This window comes from Streptomyces sp. NPDC101776, assembly GCF_044766845.1.
In the GTDB taxonomy this organism is placed as follows: domain Bacteria; phylum Actinomycetota; class Actinomycetes; order Streptomycetales; family Streptomycetaceae; genus Streptomyces.
This window is the reverse complement of the sequence record NZ_JBIWMV010000024.1, coordinates 113,165-136,685: the sequence shown is the minus strand read 5'-3', so window position 1 is coordinate 136,685 and position 23,521 is coordinate 113,165. Positions and strand designations below refer to the sequence as shown.

Genomic DNA, 23,521 nt, shown 5'->3' with positions numbered 1-23,521 from the left:
CATGGACACCCTCCTGTATCTGACCCGGCGGATCGCGCAGGCGCTGGTCGTGATCCTCATCGTGACGGTCGTGGTGTTCGGTCTGCTGCACGCGCTGCCAGGGGGGCCCGCGCGCGGGATCCTCGGGCCGCAGGCCACACCCCAGCAGATCACGCTCTTCAACCACGACCAGGGGCTCGACCGGCCGTTGCCCGTGCAGTACCTGTACTACCTGCGGCAGTTGGCGCACGGGGACCTCGGTACGTCGTACACCCTGAACGAGGCGGTGTCGCAGCTCATCGAGCAACGGCTCCCGAAAACCCTGGTGTTGACCGTGTTGTCGGCGGTGGTCGGGCTGGGGCTCGCCCTTCCGTTGGGCATGTGGCAGGCGGTGCGGCGGAACAAGCCGGCCGACTATGTCATCACGACGTTGAGCTTCGTGGCGTACTCGACTCCCGTGTACTTCCTGGGACTTGTGCTGGTGCTGGTGTTCACGCAGGTGTTGCGGTGGTTTCCCTCGCAGGCGCCGCAGGGGGACACGGTGGGTCAAGTCTTCGCTGATCCCGTTGCGTTGGTGCTGCCTGTGGTGACCGGGGCGGCATCGATGGTCGCCGTGTTCAGTCGGTACATGCGGGCCGCGACCTTGGAGAACCTTTCCGAGGACTACGTGAGGACGGCTCGGGCGGGGGGTTCTCGGCAGGGGGCGATCCTCTTCAAGCATGTCTTCCGGAACTCGTTGACGCCGGTGATCGCGATGTTGGGGTACTACGTGCCGGTGTTGTTCGGGGGTGCGCTGGTGGTTGAGCAGCTCTTCAACTACCCGGGGATGGGGCTGTTGTTCTGGAGCGCGGCTCAGTCTTCGGACTATCCGGTGCTGCTGGGGTGCGTGCTCGTCATTTCCGTCGCGACTGTGGTGGGGACGCTGCTCGCGGATGTTGTTCAGCGGGTTGTTGATCCTCGCGTAAAGGGGGGTCTGGCGTGAGTGTTCGGAGTGCGCGCCGGTGGGGGCTGGTCGCGCCCCGCGGCGGAGCCGCACATCGAAACAGCCCCGCGCCCCTGAGAGCGCGCTTCGCGCGCAATAAGCTTGCTGTTGCCGGGATCGTGATAGTTGCCCTGTTTTTCGCGTTCTGCTTCCTCGGGCCTCTCCTCTACTCCACCGACCAGACCCATACGGACCTCACGCAGGTCAACCTCAGCCCCAGTGGCTCCCATTGGCTCGGTACCGATGCCGTGGGGCATGACGAGTTGGGGCGACTCATGTACGGCGGGAAAGTCTCGTTGCTCGTTGGGCTGGCCGCCGGGGTGCTCGCCACTGTCATCGGGACGCTCTGGGGGTCGATCGCGGGGTATGCGGGCGGGTGGGTCGATGCCGTGATGATGCGGGTCGTGGATGCCGGGATCGCCATTCCCGCCCTGTTCATACTGCTGGTCGTGTCCGCCATCACCACGCCTGGTGTGCCGGGGCTGATCGTCATCCTGGGGCTGGTGTCCTGGCTCGTGCCCTCGCGGCTTGTGCGGGCCGAGACGTTGACGTTGAAGAGGCGCGACTATGTGCTGACACTGCGGGCCATCGGCGGTACCCACACCCGGGCCATCGCGCGGCACATCCTGCCCAACTCGGTGTCGACGATCGTCGTCGCGGCCACCTTCCAGGTCGCCGACGCGATTCTGCTCGTCGCCTATGTGTCCTATCTGGGGCTGGGAGTTCAGCCGCCGGCGACCGACTGGGGCGGCATGCTCTCGGCGGGGCTGACGGCCGCCTACTCGGGACGCTGGTGGCTGATCGTTCCACCGGGCCTCGCGATCATCCTCGTCGTGTGCGCGTTCAACGCGATCGGCGACGGGCTGCGCGACGCCTTCGACGTGAAGGGACGCGGATGAACGACATCCTGGAGATAGAGAATCTGGGTGTTACGTTCTCGACGGAGAGCGGTGATGTGCCCGCCGTGCGCGGGGTTTCGCTGCGGGTCGCGCCCGGGGAGACGCTGGCGCTTGTCGGTGAGTCCGGGTCCGGGAAGTCGACCGTGGCCCTCGCCGCGCTCGGGCTGTTGCCCGGCAACGCCCGTGCGTCCGGGGGTGTTTCGGTCGGCGGTACCGATGTGGTCGGCGCCGGTGAGGCCGAACTCGCGCGGCTGCGTGGGCGTACCGCCTCCATGGTCTTTCAGGAACCGGCCACCGCTCTTGATCCGCTGACCCGAATCGGCAGGCAGATAGCGGAGGTTGTACGGAATCACCGGGACGTGTCGCGGCGGGAGGCCGCCGCTGAAGCCGTCGCGTTGTTGCGTCGAGTCGGGATTCCCGACCCCGAGCGGCGGGCCTCCGCGTTTCCGTTCGAGTTGTCGGGTGGGCAGCGGCAGCGGGTCGTCATCGCCATGGCCATCGCCAACTCGCCCGGACTGCTGGTCGCGGACGAGCCGACCACCGCCCTCGATGTCACCGTGCAGGCCGAGATCCTCGATCTGCTGCGGGCGTTGGCCGCCGACTCGGGTACCGGCGTGCTGCTGGTCACGCACAACATGGGCGTCGTCGCCGATTTCGCCGACCGGGTCGCCGTGATGCTGGAGGGGGAGGTCGTGGAGACGGGGACTGTGGAGGACGTGTTGTTGCGGCCCTCGCACGAGTACACGCGGCGGTTGCTGGCCGCCGTGCCTCGGCTCGCGGTGAGCGGGTCCGTGGGTGCCGTGCGCGAGGAGGCCGAAGGGGCGCCGGTCGTCGAACTCCGGTGCATTGCCGTGCAGTTCGGGCGTGGGCCGCGTGCCGTACGGGCGCTGGAGGATGTGTCACTGACCGTGCGGGCCGGGGAGACCGTGGGGCTGGTCGGTGAGTCCGGATCGGGGAAGTCGACCGCCGCGCGGGTGGCCCTTGGGCTGGTCGCGCCGGAGTCGGGGAGTGTTTCGCTCTTCGGGGCCGATCTGCGCGGGGCGCGGGGGCGGGCACGGCGCGCGCTGTTGGCCGGGGTCGGTGTGGTGTTGCAGGATCCGGTGGCGTCGCTGGACGCGCGGATGAGTGTCGCGGAGTGTGTGGCCGAGCCCTTGCGGGTGCACCGGCGTGGCATGGGGGCCGCCGAGCGGCGGGAGCGGGTCGCCGAGGTGCTCGAACTGGTGCGGTTGCCCAGGGAGTTGGCGCGGCGTGGGCCGCGTGAACTGTCCGGTGGGCAGCGGCAGCGGGTGAGTCTCGCGCGGGCGTTGGTGCTCGAACCCCGGCTGCTGGTCGCGGACGAGCCCACGAGCGCGCTGGACGTGAGTGTGCAGCAGACCGTGCTGGAGGTGATCGCCGAGTTGCAGAAGGAACTCGGGTTCGCCTGTCTCTTCGTGTCGCACGACCTGGCCGTGGTGCAGCGGTTCGCGGGGCGCGTGGTCGTGATGCGGGACGGGCGGGTCGAGGAACAGGGGCCGACCACGCGGACCTTGCTGCGTCCGGAGAGCGCGTACACGCGTCGGCTCATCGCCGCCGTACCCGTGCCTGATCCGGTGCTCCAACGGGAGCGCAGGGAACACCGGTTGGCGTCGGGGACGGGGGCCGGCGCGTGAGCGACACACCCGAGGTGATCGTCGGCGTCGACATCGGCGGGACGAGCACCCAGGTCGTGCTGTGCACGGACCGGCTCGACGTCCTGGACCGGGCGGAGGTGCCGACACCGGCGAGCGAGGGCGGCGCGGCCATGCTCGCCGCCGCGCTGTCGGCGCTACGGCTGCTGCTGGACCGTACGCCCGCCCGGGTGCTCGGTGTCGGGGTCGGTGCGGCCGGGCTCGTGGACGTGCGGGCCGGGCGGATCCTCGTGGCGAGCGACTCGTTCCGGGACTGGGCCGGGTTCGAGGTGACGGCGGCCGTCCAACAGGCCCTGGGCGTACCGGCGTTCCTCGACAACGACGTGAACGCGTTTCTGCGCGGGGAGGTGGCGCGGGGCGCTGTCACGGGTGAGGAGAACGTGCTCGGGATGACGCTCGGCACCGGGGTGGGTGGCGCGCTGTGGCTGAATGGCGCCCTTTACGACGGGCCGCGCGGGGCGGCGGGCGAGATCGGCCATGTGCCGGGGTTCGGCGATCTGCCGTGCACGTGCGGCGGTCGGGGGCATCTGGAGACGTTGGCGTCGGGGCGGTCGGTCGCGGCGCGGTACGCGGAGCGGACGGGTCGCGCTCTCACGGCCCGCGAGGTCGCCGGGGCGGCCCGGCAGGGCGATCCGGACGCGCGGGCCGTGTACGCGGCGCTGGGGCGCGGGGTGGCCCGTGCGCTGCTGATCACGGCGGGGCTGCTGGATGTCACGACGTGCGTGATCGGCGGCGGTGTCAGCCGGTCGTGGGGGCTCGTCGAGTCCGCCGTGCGGGAGACCTTGGCGCTGGAGCCGCCGGTGAGCGGCCGTCCGGTGCGGGTACTGCCGGCCCTGCTGGGCGGTGACGCGGTGGCGATCGGGGCGGCGGCCCGGGCGCGGGCGGAGCTGCTGATCCGCGCCGGAGGCTCGTGATCCACACAGGGGGCTCGTAGCGGACGCCTACGTGAACGACGAGTACCGGCCAAGCACGACCGTGTGATTGACGCGCACACGCCCCATCTCTACCTTCTGATCGACTTACCGAACTGCGTTCGGGATACCGAACGTTGGGCCGCTCGTCACCCCCGCTCGTCACCCCTGGAGAACACATGGCCGTCCCTCCCCTCCCCCACCTCTCCCGCCGGCACTTCCTCGGCGCGGCCGCGACCGTCCCCCTCGCGGCCACCGGCGCGCTCACGCTCGGCGCCGGGAGCGCGCACGCCGCGACCAACTCGGCTTATGTCATGTGCTACTTCACCGAGTCGCCGACGTTCCTCGGCGCCAACTACGGTCTGCACCTCGCCGTCAGCCCCGACGGTCTGCAGTGGACCCCGCTGAACCAGAACGCCCCCGTCGCCACCCCCACCGCGGGCTCCCTGGGCCTGCGCGACCCGTTCATCCTGCGCAAGCAGGACGGCACGTTCGTGGTCCTCGCGACCGACCTCAACGGCACCGACTGGTCGTACGTCAGCCAGTACCTGCACGTCTGGGACTCCACCGACCTGCGCACCTTCACCGGCTACCGGCGGATGAAGGTGCACAGTCTGGACACCCACGCCTGGGCGCCGGAGTCGTACTGGGACGCGGGGCGCGGGCAGTACGGCGTGATCTACTCGGCCGTCAACGACAGCGGCCACAACGTCATCATGGTCAACTACACGAGCGACTTCGTGACCGCCGGTGATCCGCAGGTGTTCTTCGACCCCGGCTACGACGTCATCGACGGCGACCTCGCGGTGGGCGTGAACGGGGTCAACTACCTCTACTTCAAGAAGAACTCGACGCTGGTCGGCGCGAAGTCCACGTCACTGGACCCGGGGAGCTTCGCCGAGTTCAGCACGGCGGTCTCGCACAACGGCACCGAGGCGCCGACTCTGGTCAAGTCCCTTGCTTCGAGCGGGACTTGGTACCTCTGGGGTGACACCTGGGACCCCAACGGCGTCTTCTACGCCTGGCAGACCAGCAGCCTCGCCGCAGGCACCTGGACGGCCGTCGACCAGAAGCTCTACACCCAGCCGCTCAACTCCAAGCACTGCGGAATCCAGCCGATCACCGCGGCCGAGTACGCCAACCTGGTCGCCAAGTGGGGCACGCCCGCCTGGAACCGGCTCAAGTCCTACAACTATCCGGCGCGTTACGTCCGGCACTCCAACTTCGTCGGGCGGATCGACGAGTACGCCTTCGACCCGTACACCGACTCGCAGTGGACGCTGGTGCCGGGTCTCACGGACAGCGCGGGGGTGTCCTTCCAGTCGGTCAACTACCCGACCAGATATCTGCGGCACTACAACTACGCGCTCCAACTGGACGTGAACGACGGCACGTCGGCGTTCGCCGGGGACGCCACGTTCTACCGGACCGCTGGGCTCGCCGACGCCTCCTGGGCGTCCTTCCGGTCGTACAACAACCCGACGCGCTACATCCGGCACTCCAACTACGTGCTGCGCATCGACCCGATCTCGACCGCCACGGACCAGCAGGACGCGACGTTCCACGTCGGGTACTAGACCCGTCCGGGCACGCCGACGCGGGTGCCTCCCGGAGAAACGGAGGCACCCGCGTCGGCCGGAGCAGACCTAGTCCAGGCCGGCTGTCTTCAGCCAGGCCTTCGCCACGTCCAGCGGGTCCTTGTTCTGCGAGCCCACCTGGGTGTCGAGGTCCAGCAGGGTCGCCGTGTCGAGCTTCGCGGAGACCGCGTTGAGGGCGGCCACGCCGGCGGCGGAGAGGCCGCTCTTGTAGACCAGGGGCTGCACGTTCTCGAACCCGAAGAGCCTCTTCGGGTCCTGGAGCGTGACGTGCTTCTCCTTGGTGATGGTCGGGTCCGTGCTGAAGAGGTCGGCCGCCTGGACGGTGTTCTTCTTCAGCGCGGCCGCGGTCAGCGGGCCGCCCGCGTCCAGCGCCTTGAAGGACTTGAACTCCAGGCCGTAGACCGACTTCAGGCCGACCAGGCCCTGCTGCCGGGTCTGGAACTCCGGCGAGGCGCCGATGACCAGGTCCTTGGCTATGGACTTGAGATCCGCGATGCTCGACTCGGACGTCAGGTTGTACTTCTTCGCGGTCTCCGCGTTGAGGGTGACCGTGTCCTTGTCCTCGGCGGCGGCCGGGTCCAGCAGCGTCAGCTTGGTGTCGAGCTTGGCGTCGATCGCGGCCGTGGTCGCGGCGAGGGTCGCCGGGGTGGCCTTCGGGTCGAGGTAGGCCAGCAGCGCGCCGTTGTACTCGGGCAGCACGGTGATGGTGCCGTTCTTGAGCAGGCCGTAGGTCGTCTCACGGCTGCCGATGTTCGGCTTGTAAGTGACCTTGACGCCCTTGGCCTTGAGGGCCTCGCCGTAGATGTCGGCGATCAGGATGCTCTCGGCGAAGTTGTTGGAGCCGACGACGACGGTGTCGCCGCTCGCCTTGTCGCCCGAGAGCGGGTTGTCGGACTTGCTGTCGGAGGACGAACCACATCCCGTGACAAGCGCAGCCGTCGCGGCGAGCGCGATGGCGGCCGCGCCGGGGTACCTAGTACTTGACCAGCTGTTCTTCGCTTTTGAAGTCACAATTCCCGTTCCGGGCTCGGATGTTGGCTCAGACGTGCAGGCATGGCTGTGGCGTCCACGCGCGGGGCGTGAATTCCGCACTCCGCTGATCCAATCCAGCCGGTTCTTGGTCAGTCAAGAGAAGTCTGGTCACCGATTGGCCTCAATGGGTGCCCAGTTGTGAAGGCAACGTAAACAGACCGGTCACGAACACGGGCGCTTTGTAATTGATTCTTGACGTAGGGCGACGCACTTGATCGATCGAAGAGGCGGTAGTCTCCCCGGAGTTGGCATCGGTCACAGCGGTGTGCGGGGGCCGCTTCGATCAAAAACAGTCACGTGTGTCGCTGCGCGTACCGTGACAACACCCCACGAAGGAGGCCTGGTGTCCATACGGGGCTTCGCAGACCGTTGGCCCTTCAGGCGCAAGCTCAATCTGCTCGTCGGCGTACCGCTCGCGGTGGTCGCGGTGCTGCTCGCGTACCTCATCTCGGACGAGGTCGGGCAGTCGACGGACGCGAGCGACGCGGCCCAACTGGTGCGTGACAGCGGGCAGGTCGCCGAGTTGGTGAACCTCGTGGAGGCGGAGCACCAGCAGGCCATCCTGCTCTCCGTCCGCTTCGAGGCCACCAACGACGGCGGTACGCCCTCGCAGGCCGCGTACCGCAAGGCCCAGTCGGCCGTGGACGAGCAGGTCGAGAAGGTGCGCGACACCTTCGGCGACCGGCTGCCGAGCAGCGAGGCCCAGGCGCTGAAGGAGATCAACGGCCTGGAGACGCTGCGCGACACCGTCGAGCAGAGCTATCTGCCCGCCGACAACATCGACCCGGCGTACACCAGTGCCTCCGACGGTCTGATCGACGGGCTCGACCTCGAACACAACACGAACCTCGCCACCACCTTCACCGGCAACCTGCTGGACTCCGTGCTGCGGGCCGATGCCGCCCACAGCTCGTTCGAGACCAGCGTGTTCTCGGCGACGACCGGTGACAGCAACGCGCTCATCGAGTTCAACAACGCGGTCGGCTCCTACGAGCTGTACACCTACCAGGCCGCCCGCTTCGCCCGGTTCGCCACCGAGGAGCAGGCCGACCAGCTCGCCGGGATCGAGCACACCCCCGCGCAGCGGCTGATCGCCGAGGCCTACGCGGAGCTGCAGATCGACCCGAGCGGGCTCCAGGCGGACACGCCCGGCGCCGTCCGCAAGGCCTTCGCGGACGCCATGAGCGACTACCCCGCCTATCCACAACAGGCCGTGGGCCGGCTGAAGATCACCACCTCGCTCATCGGCCAGATCGCCACCCGCGCCGACAGCGCGTCCAGCTCCGCCTCCTGGCGCGCCGGACTGCTGCTGAGCCTGTCGTTGTTCGGCTTCCTGCTCTGGCTCGTCTTCGTGGTGATCGTGCGCCGCTCGGTGGTCCGCCCGGTGCAGGCCCTGACCGGTGCCGCCAAGCAGGTGGCCGAGGTCGCGGGCCGTGAACTCGCCCGCGTGGCCGACGACGACGCCGAGGACGACGGACCGCCGCTGCTGCGCGACATGCCGGTCACCGCGAAGGACGAGATCGGTGACCTCGCCGAGGCCTTCAACCACGTACAGACCACGGCCGCCGCGCTGTTGGCCCGTCAGGTGGTCAGCCGACGCAACGTGGCCGAGATGTTCGGCAACGTCGGCCGCCGCGTCAGCAACCTGACGACCCGTCAACTCGCCCTGATCGACGCGGTGGAGCGCGGTGAGACCGACCCGGCTCTGCTGGAGCGCCTCTACTCCATCGACCACATCGCCGTCCGTCTGCGCCGTAACGCGGACAGCCTGATGCTGCTGGCCGGCATCCGCGAGACCGTGCTGGACGGCGGGCCCACCGAGCTCACCAACGTCGTACGGGCCGCGCTCGGCCAGATCGAGGGCTTCCAGCGGGTGAGCCTGCGGGCCGACACCGAGGTCATGGTGGAGCCCGACATCATCGGCGACCTCACGCTGATGGTGGCCGAACTCCTGGAGAACGCGGTCTCGTTCTCGCCCGTGGGCAGCCCCGTCGAGGTGGTCGTCCGCACCGACGGCGACGACGCGCTGATCGTGGTCGCCGACCACGGACTCGGGATGAGCGCCGAGCGCATCGCCGAGGAGAACGCCCGCCTCATCCGCCGCGAGCGTCTCGACCTGGTGCCGACGAAGGTGCTGGGCCTGTTCGTGGTCGGTACGCTCGCCCGCCGCTGGGACATCGACGTCACCCTCGCCCGCACCCCGGGCGGCGGTGTGACGGCCGAGATCACGATCCCGGCGACGCTGCTGCTGCGCATGAGCGCGCTGGCCTCCGGCGGTTCGGCGGGAGGGTTCGCGGAGTCGGAGTCGGGGTCGGGCAAGGCGTCCGCGGGCTCCGTCCCGGAGCAGCAGCGTCCGGCGCCGTCCTGGGCCACCTCGGACTCCGGGTACGCCCGGACCGACTCCGGACGACCCGCTGTCACCGCGGGCTACGGCTCCTCTGGCTACGATGCCGACTCCGGCTCACGGCCCTCCGTCGACGCCGGACCCGCACGACCCGCGGGGCACGACTCCGCGTACGCCGACTCCACGTACGCCGACTCCGGTCCGCGGCCCTCCGTCGCCGCCGAGCCCGTGCGGGAGCACGGCTGGGCCGACGATCAGCCCGCCCCGCTGCCGCGCCGGGTCTCCCGGTACGAGACGGAGCCGGCAGCCGTCGTGGCGGAGCCTGCCGCCGTCACCCACCACTCCCCGGCGGACGAGTCCGCCGCCCCCGACGACGCCGCCGGAGGCTCCCGGCCGCTGCGGCGGCGGGTCCGGGGTGCCACCCTTCGTACGGGCGCCGACGCCGCCGCCCAGCAAGCCGCCCGGCAGGCCCCCCGGCCCGCCGACGCGGACGCCGTCCGCTCGGCCCTCGAAGAGTTCGAGGCCGCCGTAGAACAAGCGCATCGCGACAGCGACACCCTCACGGGCCTGCGCGCCACGGACGCGAACCACCCGCACGACCCGAACCACCTCCCGAAAGGAGCGGAGCAGTGAGTACGTCGACAGGTGAAACTCCCAGGGGAGGCACCACGCCGGCCGAACTGCAGGCAGCGGCGGCCGATTTCAACTGGCTGCTCAACCGTTTCGCGACGGAGACCGCGGGCGTCGTCGACGCCATCGCGGTGTCCTCCGACGGTCTGCTGATCGCCGTGGCGGAACTACGCGAGAAGGCCCACTCCGAGCGGCTCGCGGCCATCGTCTCCGGCATCACCAGCCTGGCCGCCGGAGCTTCCGGCAACTACGGCCTCGGCGCCCTGAACAAGGTCATCATCGACCTGGAGGGCGGTCACGTCCTCGTCTCCGCGATCGGCAGCGGCGCCGTCCTGGGCGTCGTCACCGACAAGGAGGCCAAGCTCGGCAACATCGCCTACGAGATGACGCTGTTCGCCAACCGTGCCGGTTCCGCGCTCAACCCCCAGCTGGTGCTCCAGCTGAAGAACAGCGTCGGCGTCATTTCGGCTCGGTGACCGGTCGCCGACCGGTCGAGAGAGGAACAGCCACTCATGCCCGACGGCCGCACTCCGAACGGTGCCGGCGCGGACGGGGCCACACCCCCGGATCGCGATCCGGTGCGCGCGCCCTCAGCCGTACGGCCGTTCCTGGTCACCGCCGGCCGGGTCGCGGGTGCGGGAGCCGCCGCCTCCGGGCGGCCGATCCCCGTCGAGACCCAGGTGGTGGCCACGGCCGCCGGGCTCGCGGTGCTCGACCGGCTCTCCTTCGAGCAGCACGACATCGTCGCCGCCTGCCGGCAGCCGCAGTCCCTCGCGGAGATCGCGGCCCGGCTGCGGCTGCACCTGAACGTGGTGCGGGTCCTCGCCGAGGACCTGCGCGCCGCCGGGCAGTTGACGGTGCACGTGCCGAACACCGACATCATCCGTGACGCAACCGTCCTGCGAAGGGTCATCGATGGCCTCCGCGCCATCCCCAACTCCCGGGGAGTACTCCGTGACACCGACTGAACCGGTCGCCCGCGGTGCCGCTGCGCAGACCGTCGTACGACCGCCGCTGCCGGTCAAGATGGTCGTCGCGGGCGGCTTCGGCGTGGGTAAGACCACCACCGTGGGCGCGATCTCCGAGATCGAGCCGCTGACCACCGAGGCCGCCATCACCGAGGTCGCGGCGGGCGTGGACGACCTGTCGCTCACCCCGCGCAAGACCACCACCACGGTCGCGATGGACTTCGGCTGCATCACCATCGACCCGACCCTGAAGCTGTATCTGTTCGGTACGCCCGGACAGGACCGCTTCGGCTTCATGTGGGACGACATCGTGGAGGGCGCGGTCGGCGGTCTCGTCATCGTCGACACCCGTCGGCTCGACGACTGCTATGCGGCCGTCGACTACTTCGAGCACAAGCAGATCCCGTTCGCGGTCGCCCTCAACGCCTTCGACGGCAGGATCGAGCACGACCTCGACGAGGTCCGCTGGGCGCTGGACGTCAACGAGCGGGTCCCGGTCATCGCCTTCGACGCGCGGGAGCGGGGTTCGGTGCGGGACGCGTTGCTGGTCGTCCTGGAGTTGGCGCTGGCGCGCACGGAGAACTAGCCGCGAGCACGAGGAGAGGGGGAGGGCGCAGGCCCTCCCCCTCTCTTTCTGCGTGCAGCCGGGCTCAGTTGCTCCTGCGTACCCCGGGGGACACCGCGAGCCGTGCGATGCCCCAGAAGACCGCGAGGGTCACCAGGGCCATGCCGGCGACCAGGGTGGCGCCGCCGACGACCTTCTCGTAGTTCCGCTGGTAGAGGCCGTCGATGATGTAGCGGCCGAGGCCGCCGAGGCTGACGTAGGCCGCGATGGTGGCCGTGGAGACGATCTGGATGGCCGCCGAGCGCAGCCCGCTGAGGATCAGCGGGAGTGCGACCGGGAGTTCCACCTGGAACAGGACGGTCGCCTCGTTCATGCCCATGCCCCGGGCGGCGTCGACCGGCGACGGGTCGACGGAACGCATCGCCTCGTACGTGGTGACCAGGATCGGCGGTACGGCGAGGACGACCAGCGGGATCATCACCGGCACCAGGCCGAAGCCGATCAGCACGAACATCAGCACCAGCAGACCGAAGCTGGGCAGTGCGCGGGCGGCGGTGGCGATGAGCGAGAGGGTGTTGCCGCCACGGCCGGTGTGTCCGGTGAGCAGGCCGACCGGGAGGCCGATGCCGGCGGCGATGGCGAGCGCGATCAGCGAGTACTGGACGTGCTCGCGCAGCCGGGTGGGGATGCCGTCGTAGCCGTGCCAGTGGGTGTTGTCGCTGAAGAACTGGTTGATGTAGTGGAGTACGTTCACCGGGCTGCGTCCTCCAGTGCGAGTTCGGCCGGTTCGGGCCGGTCCTCGGCGGGGCGGGCCTTGCGGGTGCCGCGCGGCATCCAGGGCGTGAGGAGCAGGCGTACGGCGACCAGGACGGCGTCCACGACGATGGCGAGGACGGCCGTGGTGATCACGGAGAGCCAGATCAGCCGCGGCTGGTGGTAGATCTGGCCGTCGTTGAGCAGGTTGCCCAGCGCGCCCTGGTTGCCGATCAGCATGCCGACGCTGACGAGGGAGATGCTGGACACGGTCGCCACCCGCAGGCCTGCGATGATCGCGGGCACGGCGATCGGCAACTGCACCTGGAGATACCGGCGTACGGGCCCGAGGCCCAGCGCGGTGGCCGCGTCGAGGGTCTCCTGGGGCACCGAGCGGACGCCGTCCACGATCGCCGGGACGAACACCACGAGGCTGTAGACGCCGAGCGGGATCATCACGGTGGTCTCGGTCTGACCGGTGTAGTCGATGAGGACGACGAAGAAGGCCAGCGAGGGAATCGCGTACAGGACGGTCGTCACCCACAGCACCGGCGGGTACAACCAGCGCAGCCGCACGCACAGTTGGGCGATGGGCAGCGCCACCACCAGGCCGACGAGGACCGGGATCACGGCCTCGCGCAGATGCAGGCCGATCAGACCGAGGTAGCTGTTCTGAAGGTCGCTCGGGATGCGGAACCAGTCGTTCATCCGGCGACCTTCGTGCCCGGGCGCGTCGCCGCGTGCGCGCTGCGGATCGCCTCGCCCACGGCCCCCTGCGATACGACGCCGACCACGCGCCCGGTGCCGTCCACGCCGACCGCCCATCCGGTGGGCGACAGCACCGCGCCGTCGAGCGCGGCCCGCAGCGAGTCCTTGCCGGCCTCGAACGGGCGGCCGTAGGAGAGGAGTTGAGCGGTGTCGACGCTTCCGGCGGCGAGTGCGTTGGGCTCGCTCCAGCCGAGCGGCCTGCCGTCCAGGTCGGTGACGAGGAGGTAGGGCACGCCGGGAGTGGTGCGTTCGGCGATCTGCTCGGCGGTGGAGTCCAGGGCGATGATCGGGGAGGTCTTGAGGTCGAGGCCCGCGGAGGAGAAGAAGGAGAGCCGGCGGATGCCCCGGTCGGCACCGAGGAAGTCCTCGACGAAGTCGTCCGCCGGGTCGGACAACAGCTCGGCGGGCGGGGCGAACTGGGCGAGCTTGCCGCCGGTGCGCAGCACCGCGACCATCGTGCCGAGCTTGATGGCCTCGTCGATGTCATGGGTGACGAAGACGATGGTCTTGCCCAATTCGCCCTGGAGCCTGAGGAGTTCGTCCTGGAGGCCCTTGCGGACGACGGGGTCGACGGCGGAGAAGGGCTCGTCCATGAGGAGGACGGGCGGGTCGGCCGCCAGGGCGCGGGCGACACCGACGCGCTGCTGCTGACCGCCGGAGAGCTGGTACGGGTACCGCTTGGCGAGGGCGGCGTCGAGGCCCACCCGCTCCATGAGTTCGGTGGCCCGCGCCCTGGCCTTCTCCTTGCCCCAGCCGAGCATGCGGGGCACGGTCGCGATGTTGTCGACGATCGTGCGGTGCTGGAAGAGCCCGGCGTTCTGGATGACGTAACCCATCGACCGGCGCAGCGTGTTGACCGGCTGCTTGGTGATGTCCGCGCCGTCCAGGGAGATCGTGCCCTCACTGAGGTCGATCATCCGGTTGATCATGCGCAGGGTGGTCGTCTTGCCGCAGCCGGAGGGGCCGACGAGGACGGTGATCGATCGGTCCGGTATGTCCAGGGACAGTCGGTCGACCGCCACCGTGCCGTCCGGGTACCGCTTGGTGACTGAATCTATCCGTATCAAAACGCCGAATACCCTTCGGATGTGGCAGAAACTGCCTGTTCCTGACCGCTTTCTCAGGCCGTTGAGGGGAGAGTCTAGACGGCTTGTGTTGCGGGAACTTGGCGGGCACCTGAGGGGTTTTGGGTGCCGCTTCCTGGGGGTTCGACGCGGATCGACTGTGCCCTTCCTGTGAGTCCGCTGATTCTCATCGACCGTTCAGCGAAGGCACAGGAACGCCCTAGACAGGGACCGGAAAGTCACCGTCATGAACGAACAGAACGCGGGAGGCGTCCGGCAGCGCTCGGTCGAGATCGTGGTGCCGGTGTACAACGAGGCGCACGTCCTCGCCGGCAGCATCGGCCGTCTCCACGCATACCTCGAAACGTCCTTCCCGTTCCCGTTCACGATCACCGTGGCGGACAACGCGAGCACCGACGCCACCTGGCAGGCGGCGCTCGATCTCACCCAGCGGCTGCCGCACGTGCACGCCGTCCACCTCGACGCCAAGGGCCGGGGCCGTGCGCTGAAGCACGTGTGGAGCGAGTCCGAGGCGGACGTCGTCGCGTACATGGACGTCGACCTGTCCACCGGCCTCGAAGGCTTCCTGCCCCTGGTCGCCCCGCTCCTTTCCGGCCACAGCGACGTGGCCATCGGCAGCCGACTGCACCGACAGGCGGCCGTACGGCGCGGCGCCAAGCGGGAGTTCATCTCCCGCTCCTACAACCTGTTGTTGAAAGCGGGGCTCGCGGCCCGCTTCTCGGACGCGCAGTGCGGCTTCAAGGCCGTACGCACCGAGGTGTTCCGGGCGCTCGCCCCGCACATCGAGGACACCGCCTGGTTCTTCGACACCGAACTCCTCGTCCTCGCCCAGCGCAACAAGCTCCGCATCCACGAGGTCCCGGTCGACTGGATCGACGACCCCGACAGCCGCGTCGACATCGTCCGCACCGCCCTCGACGACCTCAAGGGCATGCGCCGCATGTTCAGGCAGAGCGTCACCGGCCGCGCCCGCATCGCCGCCGTACCCCACCGCACCCGCACCACCACCCCTGTCCTGCCCGTCGGGGCGCCCGCCTCTTCCGCGGAACACCTGGAGTACGCGTCATGACGACCCTCGCCCCGCCCCCCGGTCAGGAGACCGCCCGCCGCTCGCACCGCGCGGGCCCGCCCGCCGACGGCGGCCTCAACTCCCGTGCCAGAAGGCTCTTCACGGGCCCGGAGGACGACCCGCGCTGGGCCCGCCCGGCCCTGTGGGCGATCCTGCTGCTGGCCACGGCGCTCTACGCCTGGAACCTGACCTCGATCACCGGCAACACCTTCTACGACGCGGCCGTCTACAGCGGCACCAAGAGCTGGAAGGCGTTCTTCTTCGGCGCGCTGGACTCCGGCAGCTTCATCACGGTCGACAAACCACCGTTCGCCCTCTGGGTGATGGGCCTCTCCGCCCGCGTATTCGGTTACGGCACCTGGCAGTTGATGCTCCCGATGGTCGCGGCCGGCACCGGCTCGGTGGCCCTGCTGTACCGCAGCGTGAAGCGCGACTTCGGCGCGGTGGCGGGCACCATATCCGCACTGGTCCTCACCCTCACCCCGATCACGGTCGCCATCACCCGTGACACCAACCCGGACCCGATCCTCGTCCTGCTGATGATGCTCGGCGCCGCGGCCCTCATGAAGGCCGTCCGCAACGGCAGGTTGATGCCGCTGGTGTGGTCGGCGGTCGCGATCGGCTTCGCGTTCAACACCAAGATGATGCAGGCGTACGTCGTCCTGCCCGTGTTCTTCCTCGTCTACCTCTGGGCCACGAACGTCTCGCTCGGCAAGCGCCTCCGCAACCTCGCCGTCGCCACCGTCGCGCTGGTCGTCTCCAGCGCCTGGTGGATGGTGATCGTCGACCTGATCCCGGCCTCCTCCCGCCCCTACATCGGCGGCTCCACGGACAACACGGTGTGGGACCTGGTCATCGGCTACAACGGCTTCGGCCGGATCTTCGGCGCCAGCTCCTCGGTCGGCTCGCAGGGCAACGGGGCTTCGTTCGGCGGCAGTTCGGGTCTGTACCGGATGTTCAACGAGATCATGGGCGGCCAGATCTCCTGGCTGATCCCCTTCGCGGCGATCGCGCTGATCGGCGGTCTGGTCCTGCGTGGCCGCGCTCCCCGCACCGACGCCAAGCGGGCGGCGCTCATGCTCTGGGGCGGCTGGTTCGTCCTCCACTTCCTGACCTTCTCGCTGGCCGAGGGCACGTTCCACCCGTACTACGTCACCGCCATGGCACCCGGTATCGCGGCTCTGGCCGGCGCGGGCGGGGTGCTGCTGTACCGCGCCTTCTGTGAGGGCGCCGCGGCCAAGTGGGCCTGGGTGCTGCCGGCGGGGATCGCGGCCAGCTCCGTCTGGGCGGTCGTCCTGCTCCAGCGGGTGTCGGGCTCCGGCACGGTGTACACGGTGGCGGAGATCGTGGTCGCGGTGGCGGGCATCGCCTCCGTACTCGGCCTGCTGGTCGGCCGGTTCACCCACCGCCACCGGCTGATGGGCTTCGCGGCGCTGGCGGCGGTCGTCGCCCTCCTCGCCGGACCCGCGACCTACTCGGTCTCGGCGGCGACCTCCTCGACCAACGGCACCAACCCGACGGCCGGGCCCAGCACGGGTGGCGGTATGGGTGGCGGTGGTGGCGGTGGCGGTATGGGCTCCGCGCCGAGCGGCACCAAGTCCGGTACGAAGCCCAGCGGTTCCGGTACCGGCAGGATGGGCACGCCGCCGTCCGGCGGTACGGCTCCCTCGGGCACCGGCTCCTCGACCGGCGCGACCGGCAAGACGGGGACGACCGAGGCGGGCACCGAGTCGGGATCCACCTCCGAGTCCGGTACTCAGTCGGCCGGTGGCGGTATGGGCGGCGGCACCCAGGTCTCCTCCGAGATGATCGCGTACCTCAAGAAGCACCAGGACGGGGCGACTTGGCTGCTGGCGGTGTCCACCGACCAGACGGCGTCCTCGATCATCCTGGAGTCGGGTCAGCCCGTGATCTCCATGGGCGGCTGGTCCGGCAGCGACAACGCGATGACCCTCGCCAAGCTCAAGTCCCTGGTCAAGTCCGGCAAGTTGCACTACATCATCGTCAGCAGCGACGGCGGCCAGGGCACGAACTCCGCGATCGCGACGTGGGTCAAGGCGCACGGCACGGCGGTCAAGTCCTCGGCGTACAGCACGAGTTCGTCGACCTCGACCTCGACCTCCACGAGCAGCGGCCTCTACCGCCTGGACGCGTCCGACGTCAGCTGAGCCAACAGCCACATTTCCCGACAGGAAGGGCCGCCGGTAACCCCGGCGGCCCTTCCGCATGTCGTAGGTCGAGAAAGAAAGGCTAGGCCGCCGCGAGCGCGACGGGGAATCCCGGCGTACGGCGCACTCGTCGCTCCGCGTCGACCGCGAACACCTCGCAGCCGGGCCGGGCGGCGGCCCAGTCGACGCCGGCCGGTCCCATCGCGAAGGCGGCGGTCGCCGTGGCGTCTGCCTCGGTGAGGGAGTCGGCGACGACGGAGATGCTGAGCAGCCCGGTCGCGGGGCGGCCGGTGCGGCCGTCGACGATGTGGTCGCCGCGCTCGTAGCGTGCCGAGGTCGCCACCGCCCCGTCGGTCAACTCCAGGACCGTGCACAGCTGGTCGGCGTGCTCGGGGTGCCGTACGCCGACCCGCCACGGACCGCCGGCCACGACGACGTCGCCGCCGGCGTTGAGGATGAAGCGCCGGGCACCGGCGGCGGTGAGCAGTTCCGCCGCCCGCTGCACCGACCAGCCCTTGACGACCGCGCAGGGGTCGAGGGGCCGGCCGGGCAGCCGGACGTCGAAGGCGCCGTCGGTCGCGATCCGGTACTGCTCGCAGAGGTCGAGGACCTCGGTCAAGTCCGCGCTGAGGTAGGGCAGTTGTAGCTCGCCACGGTCGTATCGACACACCTCGCTGTCCGCGCGGAACGGGCTGAAGCGGGCGTCGACCGCACGCAGCCAGGCGAACAGCGCGTCCGCCGCCTCCTCGATCGTCCCGACCCCGATGCCCTCGTCGTCGACGCGCAACGACACCGGGAACCCCATCACATGCTCGACCCGGTTCATTTCAGGCGCCCTTGGCGTCGATCGCGGCCTGGAGCGACTGGACGTAGGCGTCGCTGGTGATCGTGGCGCCGGACACCGTGTCGATCTTCGAACTCTGCGCCTTGAGGGTCTCCTCGATCAGCACCGGGACGGCCGCCGTGGTCTGCGGGTGGTCCGGCTGCTGGAGCATGCTCACGGTGCTGATCTTGTCGCCCTCGAAGGTCACCTGTACCTGCACGGTGCCCTTGTCGGTGTTGATCGCGGTGCCCTGGACGACCTTCTTCGAGGAGGTGGAAGGGGCCGACGAAGAGGCATCCGTGGAGGTGGAGGCAGGAGTCGGCGTCGCGACCGCCTCCACACTCGGCGTACTCGCCGAACTCGGCGTACTCGTCGTCGTCCCGATGGACGGCTCGTACCGCCATACGGGAATCAGACCCGCGACGGACAGCACCAGAACAGGAATGACTCGCTTCACGATATGTCTCTCATCCCGCCAGGCTGAAGCGTTCGAAGTGGATCTGCTGCTTGGGCACGCCCATGTCGCCGAGGGTGCGCAGCACCGCGTTCATCATCGGCGGCGGTCCGCAGAGGAAGACGTCCCGGTCGGCTATGTCCGGTACCAGGCGGGCCAGTTCGCGCGGGGCGAGCTTGTCGGGGACGGGCGGGCCGGTGAGCAGGTGGAGCTGGGCGCCCTTGGCATGGGCCAGCTCGGCCAGTTCGCCGTAGAGGACCGCGTCGCGCTCGGCGGAGACGCGGTAGATGACGACCGCGTGGCCCTCCAGGTCCTCCAGCAGGGCGCGGATGGGGGTGACACCGACGCCGCCCGCGATGAGGAGGGAGTCCGGCTTCCTGCGGTGCAGGCTGGTGAAGGCGCCGTAGGGGCCCTCGGCGAAGACGCGGGTGCCGACCTTGAGGTGGCGCAGGGCGGCCGTGCCGTCGCCGGCCGTCTTGGCGGTGAGGCGGAGGCCGTTGCCGTCGGGGGCGGCCGAGAGGGAGAAGGGGTTGGCCTGCCACCAGCGGTCCTTGGTGAGGAAGCGCCAGAGGAAGAACTGGCCCGCCTGGGCCGGGAGCCGGTCGAGGTCGCGGCCGGTGATGTGGATCGAGACCACGTTGTCGGACTCGGGGACGACCGCCGAGACCCGGAACTGGTGGCGCAGGTTCCGCCACAGGGGCAGGACCAGCCGGCCCAGGGCGACCGAGCCGAGGGCCACGCCCCAGACGGTGTACCAGTACGTCGTGGCGGTGGACGACGCGGTGAACGTCGTGCCGACCGCGACCTGGTGGGTGAAGGCGAGGACCACCGCGACGTAGGTGTAGAGGTGGATGAAGTGCCAGGTCTCGTAGGCGAGGCGGCGCCGGGCGTAGCGGGCGGAGGTCGCGCCGATGACGAGGATCAGGGCGAAGGCGACGAGCGCGCGCAGGATGCCCTCGGTGGTCTCGGCCAGGTCGACGACCTCGCCGACGGGTCCGGTGTCGGTGCCCTCCGCGTAGCCGAAGGCGATGAAGACGAGGTGCCCGAGCAGCGTCCAGAGCAGCGCGAAGCCGGTCCAGCGGTGCCAGGAGGTCATCCGGTCCATGCCGATGCGGCGGTCGAGCCAGGGCAGGCGGGCCACGAGCAGCAGCTGGAAGGCCATGACGAGCGCGCCGTAGAGGCCGAGGAGGCGGCCGATGACGATCAGCGAGTTGGAGGCGAATCCGGCCTGGGCGAAGAAGACGGTCACCACGGCGACGTTCGCGGCCAGCACGGCGTACAGGCCCGTGCGGGCCACCACCCTGGGGCGTATCGCCGTGGGGGGCGCAGGGGGTGATTGGACGGTCGTCACGGACGGCAGCTCCTTGATCGGGTCCTGGAACTAGAGCTTCACCTCGGGGGGCTGTCGTTTTCCTGTCGAAGAACTTTCAAGTGGTTATCAATGTGGGTGTGGCGGTGCCGCGGGTCTGGCGTGGATCGGTGGGTGGCGCAGTATGAGCGGGTGGACAAAGTACGACTCCTCGTCGTGGACGACGACCCGCCGATCGCCGACCTTGTCGCGACGGTCGCCCGGTACGAGGGCTGGGAGGCCGCGTGCGCGTACTCCGGTGAGGAGGCGCTGACCGTGGCCGCCGAGTTCGCGCCGGACATCGTGGTGCTCGATCTGATGCTGCCGGGGCTCGACGGTTTCGGTGTGCTGGACCGGCTGCGGCACTCGGGGACGATGGTGCCCGTGGTGTTCCTCACGGCCCGGGACGCGGTCGCCGACCGGGTCGCGGGACTGACCCGGGGCGGTGACGACTATCTGGTCAAGCCGTTCGCGGTGGAGGAGCTGATGGCCCGGCTGCGGACCGTGCTGCGGCGCAGCGCCGGGCCGGGTTTCCCGCGCTCGGTGCTGCGGGTCGGGGATCTGACGATGGACGAGGACACCCGGGAGGTGCGGCGGGGCGACCGCCTCGTCACGCTCACCCCGACCGAGTACGAGGTGCTGCGCTATCTGCTGCGCAAGTCGCCGACCGTGCTCACCAAGGCGCAGATCCTCGACCATGTGTGGGAGTACGGCTTCGGTGGCCGCTCCAATGTGGTGGAACTGGTGGTCAGCCGGCTGCGCCGGAAGCTCGACGAGGGGCACGATCCGCTGATCCACACCGTGCGAGGCTTCGGGTATGTGATCCGGCAGGCCGCCGAATGATCGGACGGCTGCGGCGGAACTGGCGCCGGGTCCGTCTGGGCACCCGGCTGGCGCTGGGCGTCGGCGTCCTGTCGCTGATCGTGTTCGCGGTCGTCGGCACGGCCCTCACGATGTATATGCGGGACTATCTGCAACGCCAGGTCAGCGATCAGATGAAGCTCGTCCAGGTCGTCCAGACCAAGGACGCGGCGGCCCACGGCATCGTCCAGAGCAAGCCGTACTACGGCTGGTACACGGCGGTCTACGACGTCTCGGGCACGACCGCGAAGCTGCGCGAGCCCTCCGATGTCCCGGATGACACGAGTGCGCTCACCGCCCTCGCGAAAACGATGGCGCATTCCAGGACGGAGATCTCGCGCACGGTGACGATCGACGGCGAGGGCACCTACCGGCTGCGGGCCTGCGAGGTCCAGCCCGGTGTGGTCCTGGTGAGCGCGGCGCCGCTGGCGGACGTGCAGGGCACGGTGCGGCAGCTGATCACCGTGCAGGTGGTGGCGTTCGCGCTGGCGCTGCTGGTGCTGGTGGTGATCGGCCGGAATCTGCTGCGGCGCGGGCTGCGGCCGCTCAGCGACATGGCGAGCACGGCCCACGGCATCGCCTCGCACGACCTCAGCGAGTCGGCGGCCCGGCTGCCGTTGCGGGCGGAGCGGGGCGACGGCGGGCCCGAGGTGGAGGAACTGCGCACCGCGTTCAACACGATGCTGGAGCACATCGACGACTCCCTCGCGGTGCGCGCGGAGGCGGAGCAGCGGCTGCGCCGGTTCGTCGCGGACGCCTCGCACGAGCTGCGGACCCCGCTGATGTCGGTGCGCGGCTACGCGGACCTGTTCCAGTACGCGGCGGCGAACGTCCCCGAGGAGCGCGACAAGCATCTGGCCCGGCTGCGTGCCGAGGCCGCCCGCATGGGCATCCTCCTCGACGACCTCCTCCTGCTGGCCCGCCTCGACGCGGCGGACGTGGAGACTCCGATACGGCTGCGGGACGCGGACCTGGTGGAGCTGGTGGGGCAGGCGGCGGACGCCTTCCGCGCGGGGCACCCGGACCACCCGTTGACGGCCGAGCTCGGCGAGGACCCGGTGCCGCTGCGGGTGGACCCGGTCCGCATCCGGCAGGTGCTGGACAACCTGCTCACCAACGCGGCCGTGCACACCCCGCCCGGGACCCCGGTGTCGGTGACGCTCTCGGTCGCGCCCGGCACGGCGTCGGTGCGGGTCGCCGACGCGGGTCCCGGCATCCCGGAGGACGACCGCGCCCGGGTCTTCGACCGCTTCTACCGCGTCGACAAGGCCCGCACCCGGGACCGGGGCGGCAGCGGGCTGGGCCTCGCGGTGGCGAGGTCGCTGGCGAAGGCGCACGGCGGCACGGTGGAGCTGACGTCGGAGCCCGGGGCGACGGTGTTCACGGTGACGATTCCGCTGGGGGCGGCGTCATCTCCGTCTGGGAGGGCGGCCTCGGCCCGATGACATGACGGCCGGACCGTTCCCCTGGCCGCGCCGATCCCGCACCATGGAGGTCCGGATCGTGACGGGGGCGGTCCGTGGTGGGAGGGGGCACCGTCTGTGGCTGCGCAGCAGGGCCGCGCCGTCGACGTCTTCGTGCTGACGGCGATCGAGCCCGAGTACCGGGCCGTCGTCCGCCACCTCGAACCCGGCCGCACGAGGCGCACATGGGAGGGCGCGACCTACGAGCTCGGTCGTTTCGGCCGGCACACGGTGGCCGTCCAACTGGCTGGCCCCGGAAACGAGTTGGCGGCTGCCCTGTGCGAACGGGCGATCCGGCATCTGCGTCCCGACGTCCTGCTCCTGGTGGGGGTCGCGGGCGGCCGCAAGGACGCCGCGCTGGGGGACGTGGTGGTGGCCGACACGGTCTACGGCTACGAGAGCGGCCGGGACGAGGAGGACGGCTTCCGGCCGCGTATCAAGTCCTGGCCGTCGTCGTTCGCCCTGGTGCAGAAGGCCCGGCTGGTCGCGGCCGACGCCGGCTGGCAGCAGCGGATCTTCCCGGTGCCCGCCCGGCTCCCGGCCGCGCACGTCGGCGCGCTGGCGGCGGGCGCGAAGCTGGTCGCCCATGCCCGCTCGGCCTCCGGCCGGCTGCTGAGCGAGTCGGCGGGCGACGCGCTGGCCGTCGAGATGGAGGCCCTCGGCCTGCTCACGGCCGCTCGTATCAACCCCTCCGTACAGGCCCTGGTCGTCCGGGGCGTCTCGGACCTGCTCGGCGACAAGGACCGGGCGCACGACGCCGTGTGGCAGCCGGTGGCGGCGGCGCACGCGGCGGCGTTCGCGTTCGAGCTGATCTCGGTGCTGGATGTCGTGCCGGGGCGGGCAGCGGTGCGACCTCGGTTGTCGGTACGGCAACTCAGCGCGATCACGGGGCTGTTGCTTGAGGTGCCCGGGCTCACCAACCCCGTCACCTGGCAGCAGTTGCTCGATCTGCTGCCGGAGGTCTCGGTACTGATCAGTCGTCAGCCCAACCAGCGCCAGGAGGCGTTGGCGCTTTTGCAGACCTGCGAGTTCACCGACGGCTGGTCCCGGCTGGTGGAAGCGCTGGACACCCTACGACCGGACGCGCCTTCGGTGGAGGCTCTTCGAGAGGAACTGATGCGTCATCAACTCGTAAGCCAAAAGTAGTACTTGAT

At 69.9% G+C, this 23,521-nt stretch carries 21 protein-coding genes; 14 read left to right on the top strand and 7 right to left on the bottom strand.

Annotated elements, in window-relative coordinates; genetic code table 11:
• Position 1 precedes the first annotated feature (1 nt).
• From ACIRRY_RS44480 to ACIRRY_RS44460, 5 genes are all read left to right on the top strand, one after another.
• Complete coding sequence (locus ACIRRY_RS44480) at positions 2 to 961, top strand: ABC transporter permease (protein ID WP_403984795.1); 960 nt, start codon at positions 2 to 4, stop codon at positions 959 to 961.
• A 26-nt stretch (positions 962 to 987) separates the two neighbouring features.
• Positions 988 to 1,860, top strand: coding sequence for an ABC transporter permease (locus ACIRRY_RS44475; protein WP_403984843.1), 873 nt, complete (start codon positions 988 to 990; stop codon positions 1,858 to 1,860).
• On the top strand, positions 1,857 to 3,509 hold the full coding sequence (locus tag ACIRRY_RS44470) for a dipeptide ABC transporter ATP-binding protein (protein ID WP_403984793.1): 1,653 nt from the start codon (positions 1,857 to 1,859) through the stop codon (positions 3,507 to 3,509). The genes ACIRRY_RS44475 and ACIRRY_RS44470 overlap by 4 nt, the downstream gene beginning before the upstream one ends.
• Complete coding sequence (locus ACIRRY_RS44465; protein ID WP_403984791.1) at positions 3,506 to 4,441, top strand: ROK family protein; 936 nt, start codon at positions 3,506 to 3,508, stop codon at positions 4,439 to 4,441. The genes ACIRRY_RS44470 and ACIRRY_RS44465 overlap by 4 nt, the downstream gene beginning before the upstream one ends.
• Positions 4,442 to 4,617: 176 nt before the next feature.
• Positions 4,618 to 6,015 (top strand): glycoside hydrolase family 43 protein, encoded by a 1,398-nt coding sequence (locus tag ACIRRY_RS44460; RefSeq protein WP_403984789.1) that lies wholly within the window; start codon positions 4,618 to 4,620, stop codon positions 6,013 to 6,015.
• Positions 6,016 to 6,084: 69 nt separating this feature from the next.
• On the opposite strand, the gene ACIRRY_RS44455 is transcribed toward ACIRRY_RS44460, so the two are convergent.
• Complete coding sequence (locus tag ACIRRY_RS44455) at positions 6,085 to 7,047, bottom strand: ABC transporter substrate-binding protein (protein WP_403984787.1); 963 nt, start codon at positions 7,045 to 7,047, stop codon at positions 6,085 to 6,087.
• A gap of 364 nt (positions 7,048 to 7,411) precedes the next feature.
• Here ACIRRY_RS44455 and ACIRRY_RS44450 point away from each other — a divergent pair, with 364 nt between their 5' ends.
• Genes ACIRRY_RS44450 through ACIRRY_RS44435 form a run of 4 tightly spaced genes read left to right on the top strand, consistent with a single transcriptional unit; the run spans position 7,412 to position 11,596 of the window.
• Positions 7,412 to 10,045 carry an ATP-binding protein gene (locus ACIRRY_RS44450; RefSeq protein ID WP_403984785.1) on the top strand — a complete coding sequence of 878 codons (2,634 nt, stop codon included), beginning with the start codon at positions 7,412 to 7,414 and terminating at the stop codon, positions 10,043 to 10,045.
• Positions 10,042 to 10,518, top strand: a complete 477-nt coding sequence (locus ACIRRY_RS44445; RefSeq protein WP_200678363.1) for a roadblock/LC7 domain-containing protein — start codon at positions 10,042 to 10,044, stop codon at positions 10,516 to 10,518. The genes ACIRRY_RS44450 and ACIRRY_RS44445 overlap by 4 nt, the downstream gene beginning before the upstream one ends.
• Positions 10,519 to 10,554: 36 nt before the next feature.
• Positions 10,555 to 11,010, top strand: coding sequence for a DUF742 domain-containing protein (locus tag ACIRRY_RS44440; RefSeq protein WP_403984782.1), 456 nt, complete (start codon positions 10,555 to 10,557; stop codon positions 11,008 to 11,010).
• Complete coding sequence (locus tag ACIRRY_RS44435; protein ID WP_403984780.1) at positions 10,997 to 11,596, top strand: GTP-binding protein; 600 nt, start codon at positions 10,997 to 10,999, stop codon at positions 11,594 to 11,596. The genes ACIRRY_RS44440 and ACIRRY_RS44435 overlap by 14 nt, the downstream gene beginning before the upstream one ends.
• 64 nt (positions 11,597 to 11,660) lie before the next feature.
• On the opposite strand, the gene ACIRRY_RS44430 is transcribed toward ACIRRY_RS44435, so the two are convergent.
• From ACIRRY_RS44430 to ACIRRY_RS44420, 3 genes are read right to left on the bottom strand one after another with little or no spacing between them, the layout of a single operon-like run.
• Positions 11,661 to 12,329 (bottom strand): ABC transporter permease, encoded by a 669-nt coding sequence (locus ACIRRY_RS44430; RefSeq protein WP_403984778.1) that lies wholly within the window; start codon positions 12,327 to 12,329, stop codon positions 11,661 to 11,663.
• On the bottom strand, positions 12,326 to 13,036 hold the full coding sequence (locus ACIRRY_RS44425; protein WP_403984776.1) for an ABC transporter permease: 711 nt from the start codon (positions 13,034 to 13,036) through the stop codon (positions 12,326 to 12,328). Before ACIRRY_RS44425 ends, ACIRRY_RS44430 begins: the two co-directional genes overlap by 4 nt.
• Entirely contained in the window at positions 13,033 to 14,163 is a 1,131-nt protein-coding gene (locus ACIRRY_RS44420) for an ABC transporter ATP-binding protein (RefSeq protein WP_403984774.1), read from the bottom strand. The genes ACIRRY_RS44425 and ACIRRY_RS44420 overlap by 4 nt, the downstream gene beginning before the upstream one ends.
• Before the next feature lie 244 nt (positions 14,164 to 14,407).
• Between ACIRRY_RS44420 and ACIRRY_RS44415 the strand changes: the two genes are divergently transcribed.
• Together ACIRRY_RS44415 and ACIRRY_RS44410 are read left to right on the top strand one after the other, a co-directional pair.
• The gene (locus ACIRRY_RS44415; RefSeq protein ID WP_403984772.1) at positions 14,408 to 15,250 is read left to right on the top strand and encodes a dolichyl-phosphate beta-glucosyltransferase; all 843 of its coding nucleotides are present in this window, start codon (positions 14,408 to 14,410) and stop codon (positions 15,248 to 15,250) included.
• Positions 15,247 to 17,418: an ArnT family glycosyltransferase gene (locus ACIRRY_RS44410; RefSeq protein WP_403984770.1), complete on the top strand. Its 2,172-nt coding sequence runs from the start codon at positions 15,247 to 15,249 to the stop codon at positions 17,416 to 17,418. The genes ACIRRY_RS44415 and ACIRRY_RS44410 overlap by 4 nt, the downstream gene beginning before the upstream one ends.
• A gap of 82 nt (positions 17,419 to 17,500) precedes the next feature.
• Here the strand turns inward: ACIRRY_RS44410 and ACIRRY_RS44405 are convergent, their stop codons facing one another.
• The 3 genes from ACIRRY_RS44405 to ACIRRY_RS44395 are packed head-to-tail and all read right to left on the bottom strand — an operon-like array spanning position 17,501 to position 20,046.
• Positions 17,501 to 18,244 carry an FAD:protein FMN transferase gene (locus ACIRRY_RS44405; protein ID WP_403984768.1) on the bottom strand — a complete coding sequence of 248 codons (744 nt, stop codon included), beginning with the start codon at positions 18,242 to 18,244 and terminating at the stop codon, positions 17,501 to 17,503.
• Between the two features lies 1 nt (position 18,245).
• Entirely contained in the window at positions 18,246 to 18,698 is a 453-nt protein-coding gene (locus ACIRRY_RS44400) for an FMN-binding protein (RefSeq protein WP_403984766.1), read from the bottom strand.
• Positions 18,699 to 18,708: 10 nt separating this feature from the next.
• Positions 18,709 to 20,046: a ferric reductase-like transmembrane domain-containing protein gene (locus ACIRRY_RS44395; protein WP_403984764.1), complete on the bottom strand. Its 1,338-nt coding sequence runs from the start codon at positions 20,044 to 20,046 to the stop codon at positions 18,709 to 18,711.
• A gap of 150 nt (positions 20,047 to 20,196) precedes the next feature.
• Here ACIRRY_RS44395 and ACIRRY_RS44390 point away from each other — a divergent pair, with 150 nt between their 5' ends.
• The 3 genes from ACIRRY_RS44390 (at position 20,197) to ACIRRY_RS44380 (ending at position 23,513) form a co-directional block, all read left to right on the top strand.
• Entirely contained in the window at positions 20,197 to 20,886 is a 690-nt protein-coding gene (locus ACIRRY_RS44390; RefSeq protein ID WP_403984841.1) for a response regulator transcription factor, read from the top strand.
• Positions 20,883 to 22,349: a sensor histidine kinase gene (locus ACIRRY_RS44385; RefSeq protein ID WP_403984762.1), complete on the top strand. Its 1,467-nt coding sequence runs from the start codon at positions 20,883 to 20,885 to the stop codon at positions 22,347 to 22,349. The genes ACIRRY_RS44390 and ACIRRY_RS44385 overlap by 4 nt, the downstream gene beginning before the upstream one ends.
• A gap of 96 nt (positions 22,350 to 22,445) precedes the next feature.
• Positions 22,446 to 23,513, top strand: a complete 1,068-nt coding sequence (locus ACIRRY_RS44380; RefSeq protein ID WP_403984760.1) for a hypothetical protein — start codon at positions 22,446 to 22,448, stop codon at positions 23,511 to 23,513.
• Positions 23,514 to 23,521: the final 8 nt, after the last annotated feature.

Excerpts from the sequence above, each read along its gene's own strand:
- ACIRRY_RS44480 (WP_403984795.1), top strand. The coding sequence starts at position 2 with ATGGACACCCTCCTGTATCTGACCCGGCGGATCGCGCAGGCGCTGGTC.
- ACIRRY_RS44470 (WP_403984793.1), top strand. The coding sequence starts at position 1,857 with ATGAACGACATCCTGGAGATAGAGAATCTGGGTGTTACGTTCTCGACG.
- ACIRRY_RS44460 (WP_403984789.1), top strand. The coding sequence starts at position 4,618 with ATGGCCGTCCCTCCCCTCCCCCACCTCTCCCGCCGGCACTTCCTCGGC.
- ACIRRY_RS44440 (WP_403984782.1), top strand. The coding sequence starts at position 10,555 with ATGCCCGACGGCCGCACTCCGAACGGTGCCGGCGCGGACGGGGCCACA.
- ACIRRY_RS44425 (WP_403984776.1), bottom strand. The coding sequence starts at position 13,036 with ATGAACGACTGGTTCCGCATCCCGAGCGACCTTCAGAACAGCTACCTC.
- ACIRRY_RS44415 (WP_403984772.1), top strand. The coding sequence starts at position 14,408 with ATGAACGAACAGAACGCGGGAGGCGTCCGGCAGCGCTCGGTCGAGATC.
- ACIRRY_RS44410 (WP_403984770.1), top strand. The coding sequence starts at position 15,247 with ATGACGACCCTCGCCCCGCCCCCCGGTCAGGAGACCGCCCGCCGCTCG.
- ACIRRY_RS44405 (WP_403984768.1), bottom strand. The coding sequence starts at position 18,244 with ATGAACCGGGTCGAGCATGTGATGGGGTTCCCGGTGTCGTTGCGCGTC.
- ACIRRY_RS44385 (WP_403984762.1), top strand. The coding sequence starts at position 20,883 with ATGATCGGACGGCTGCGGCGGAACTGGCGCCGGGTCCGTCTGGGCACC.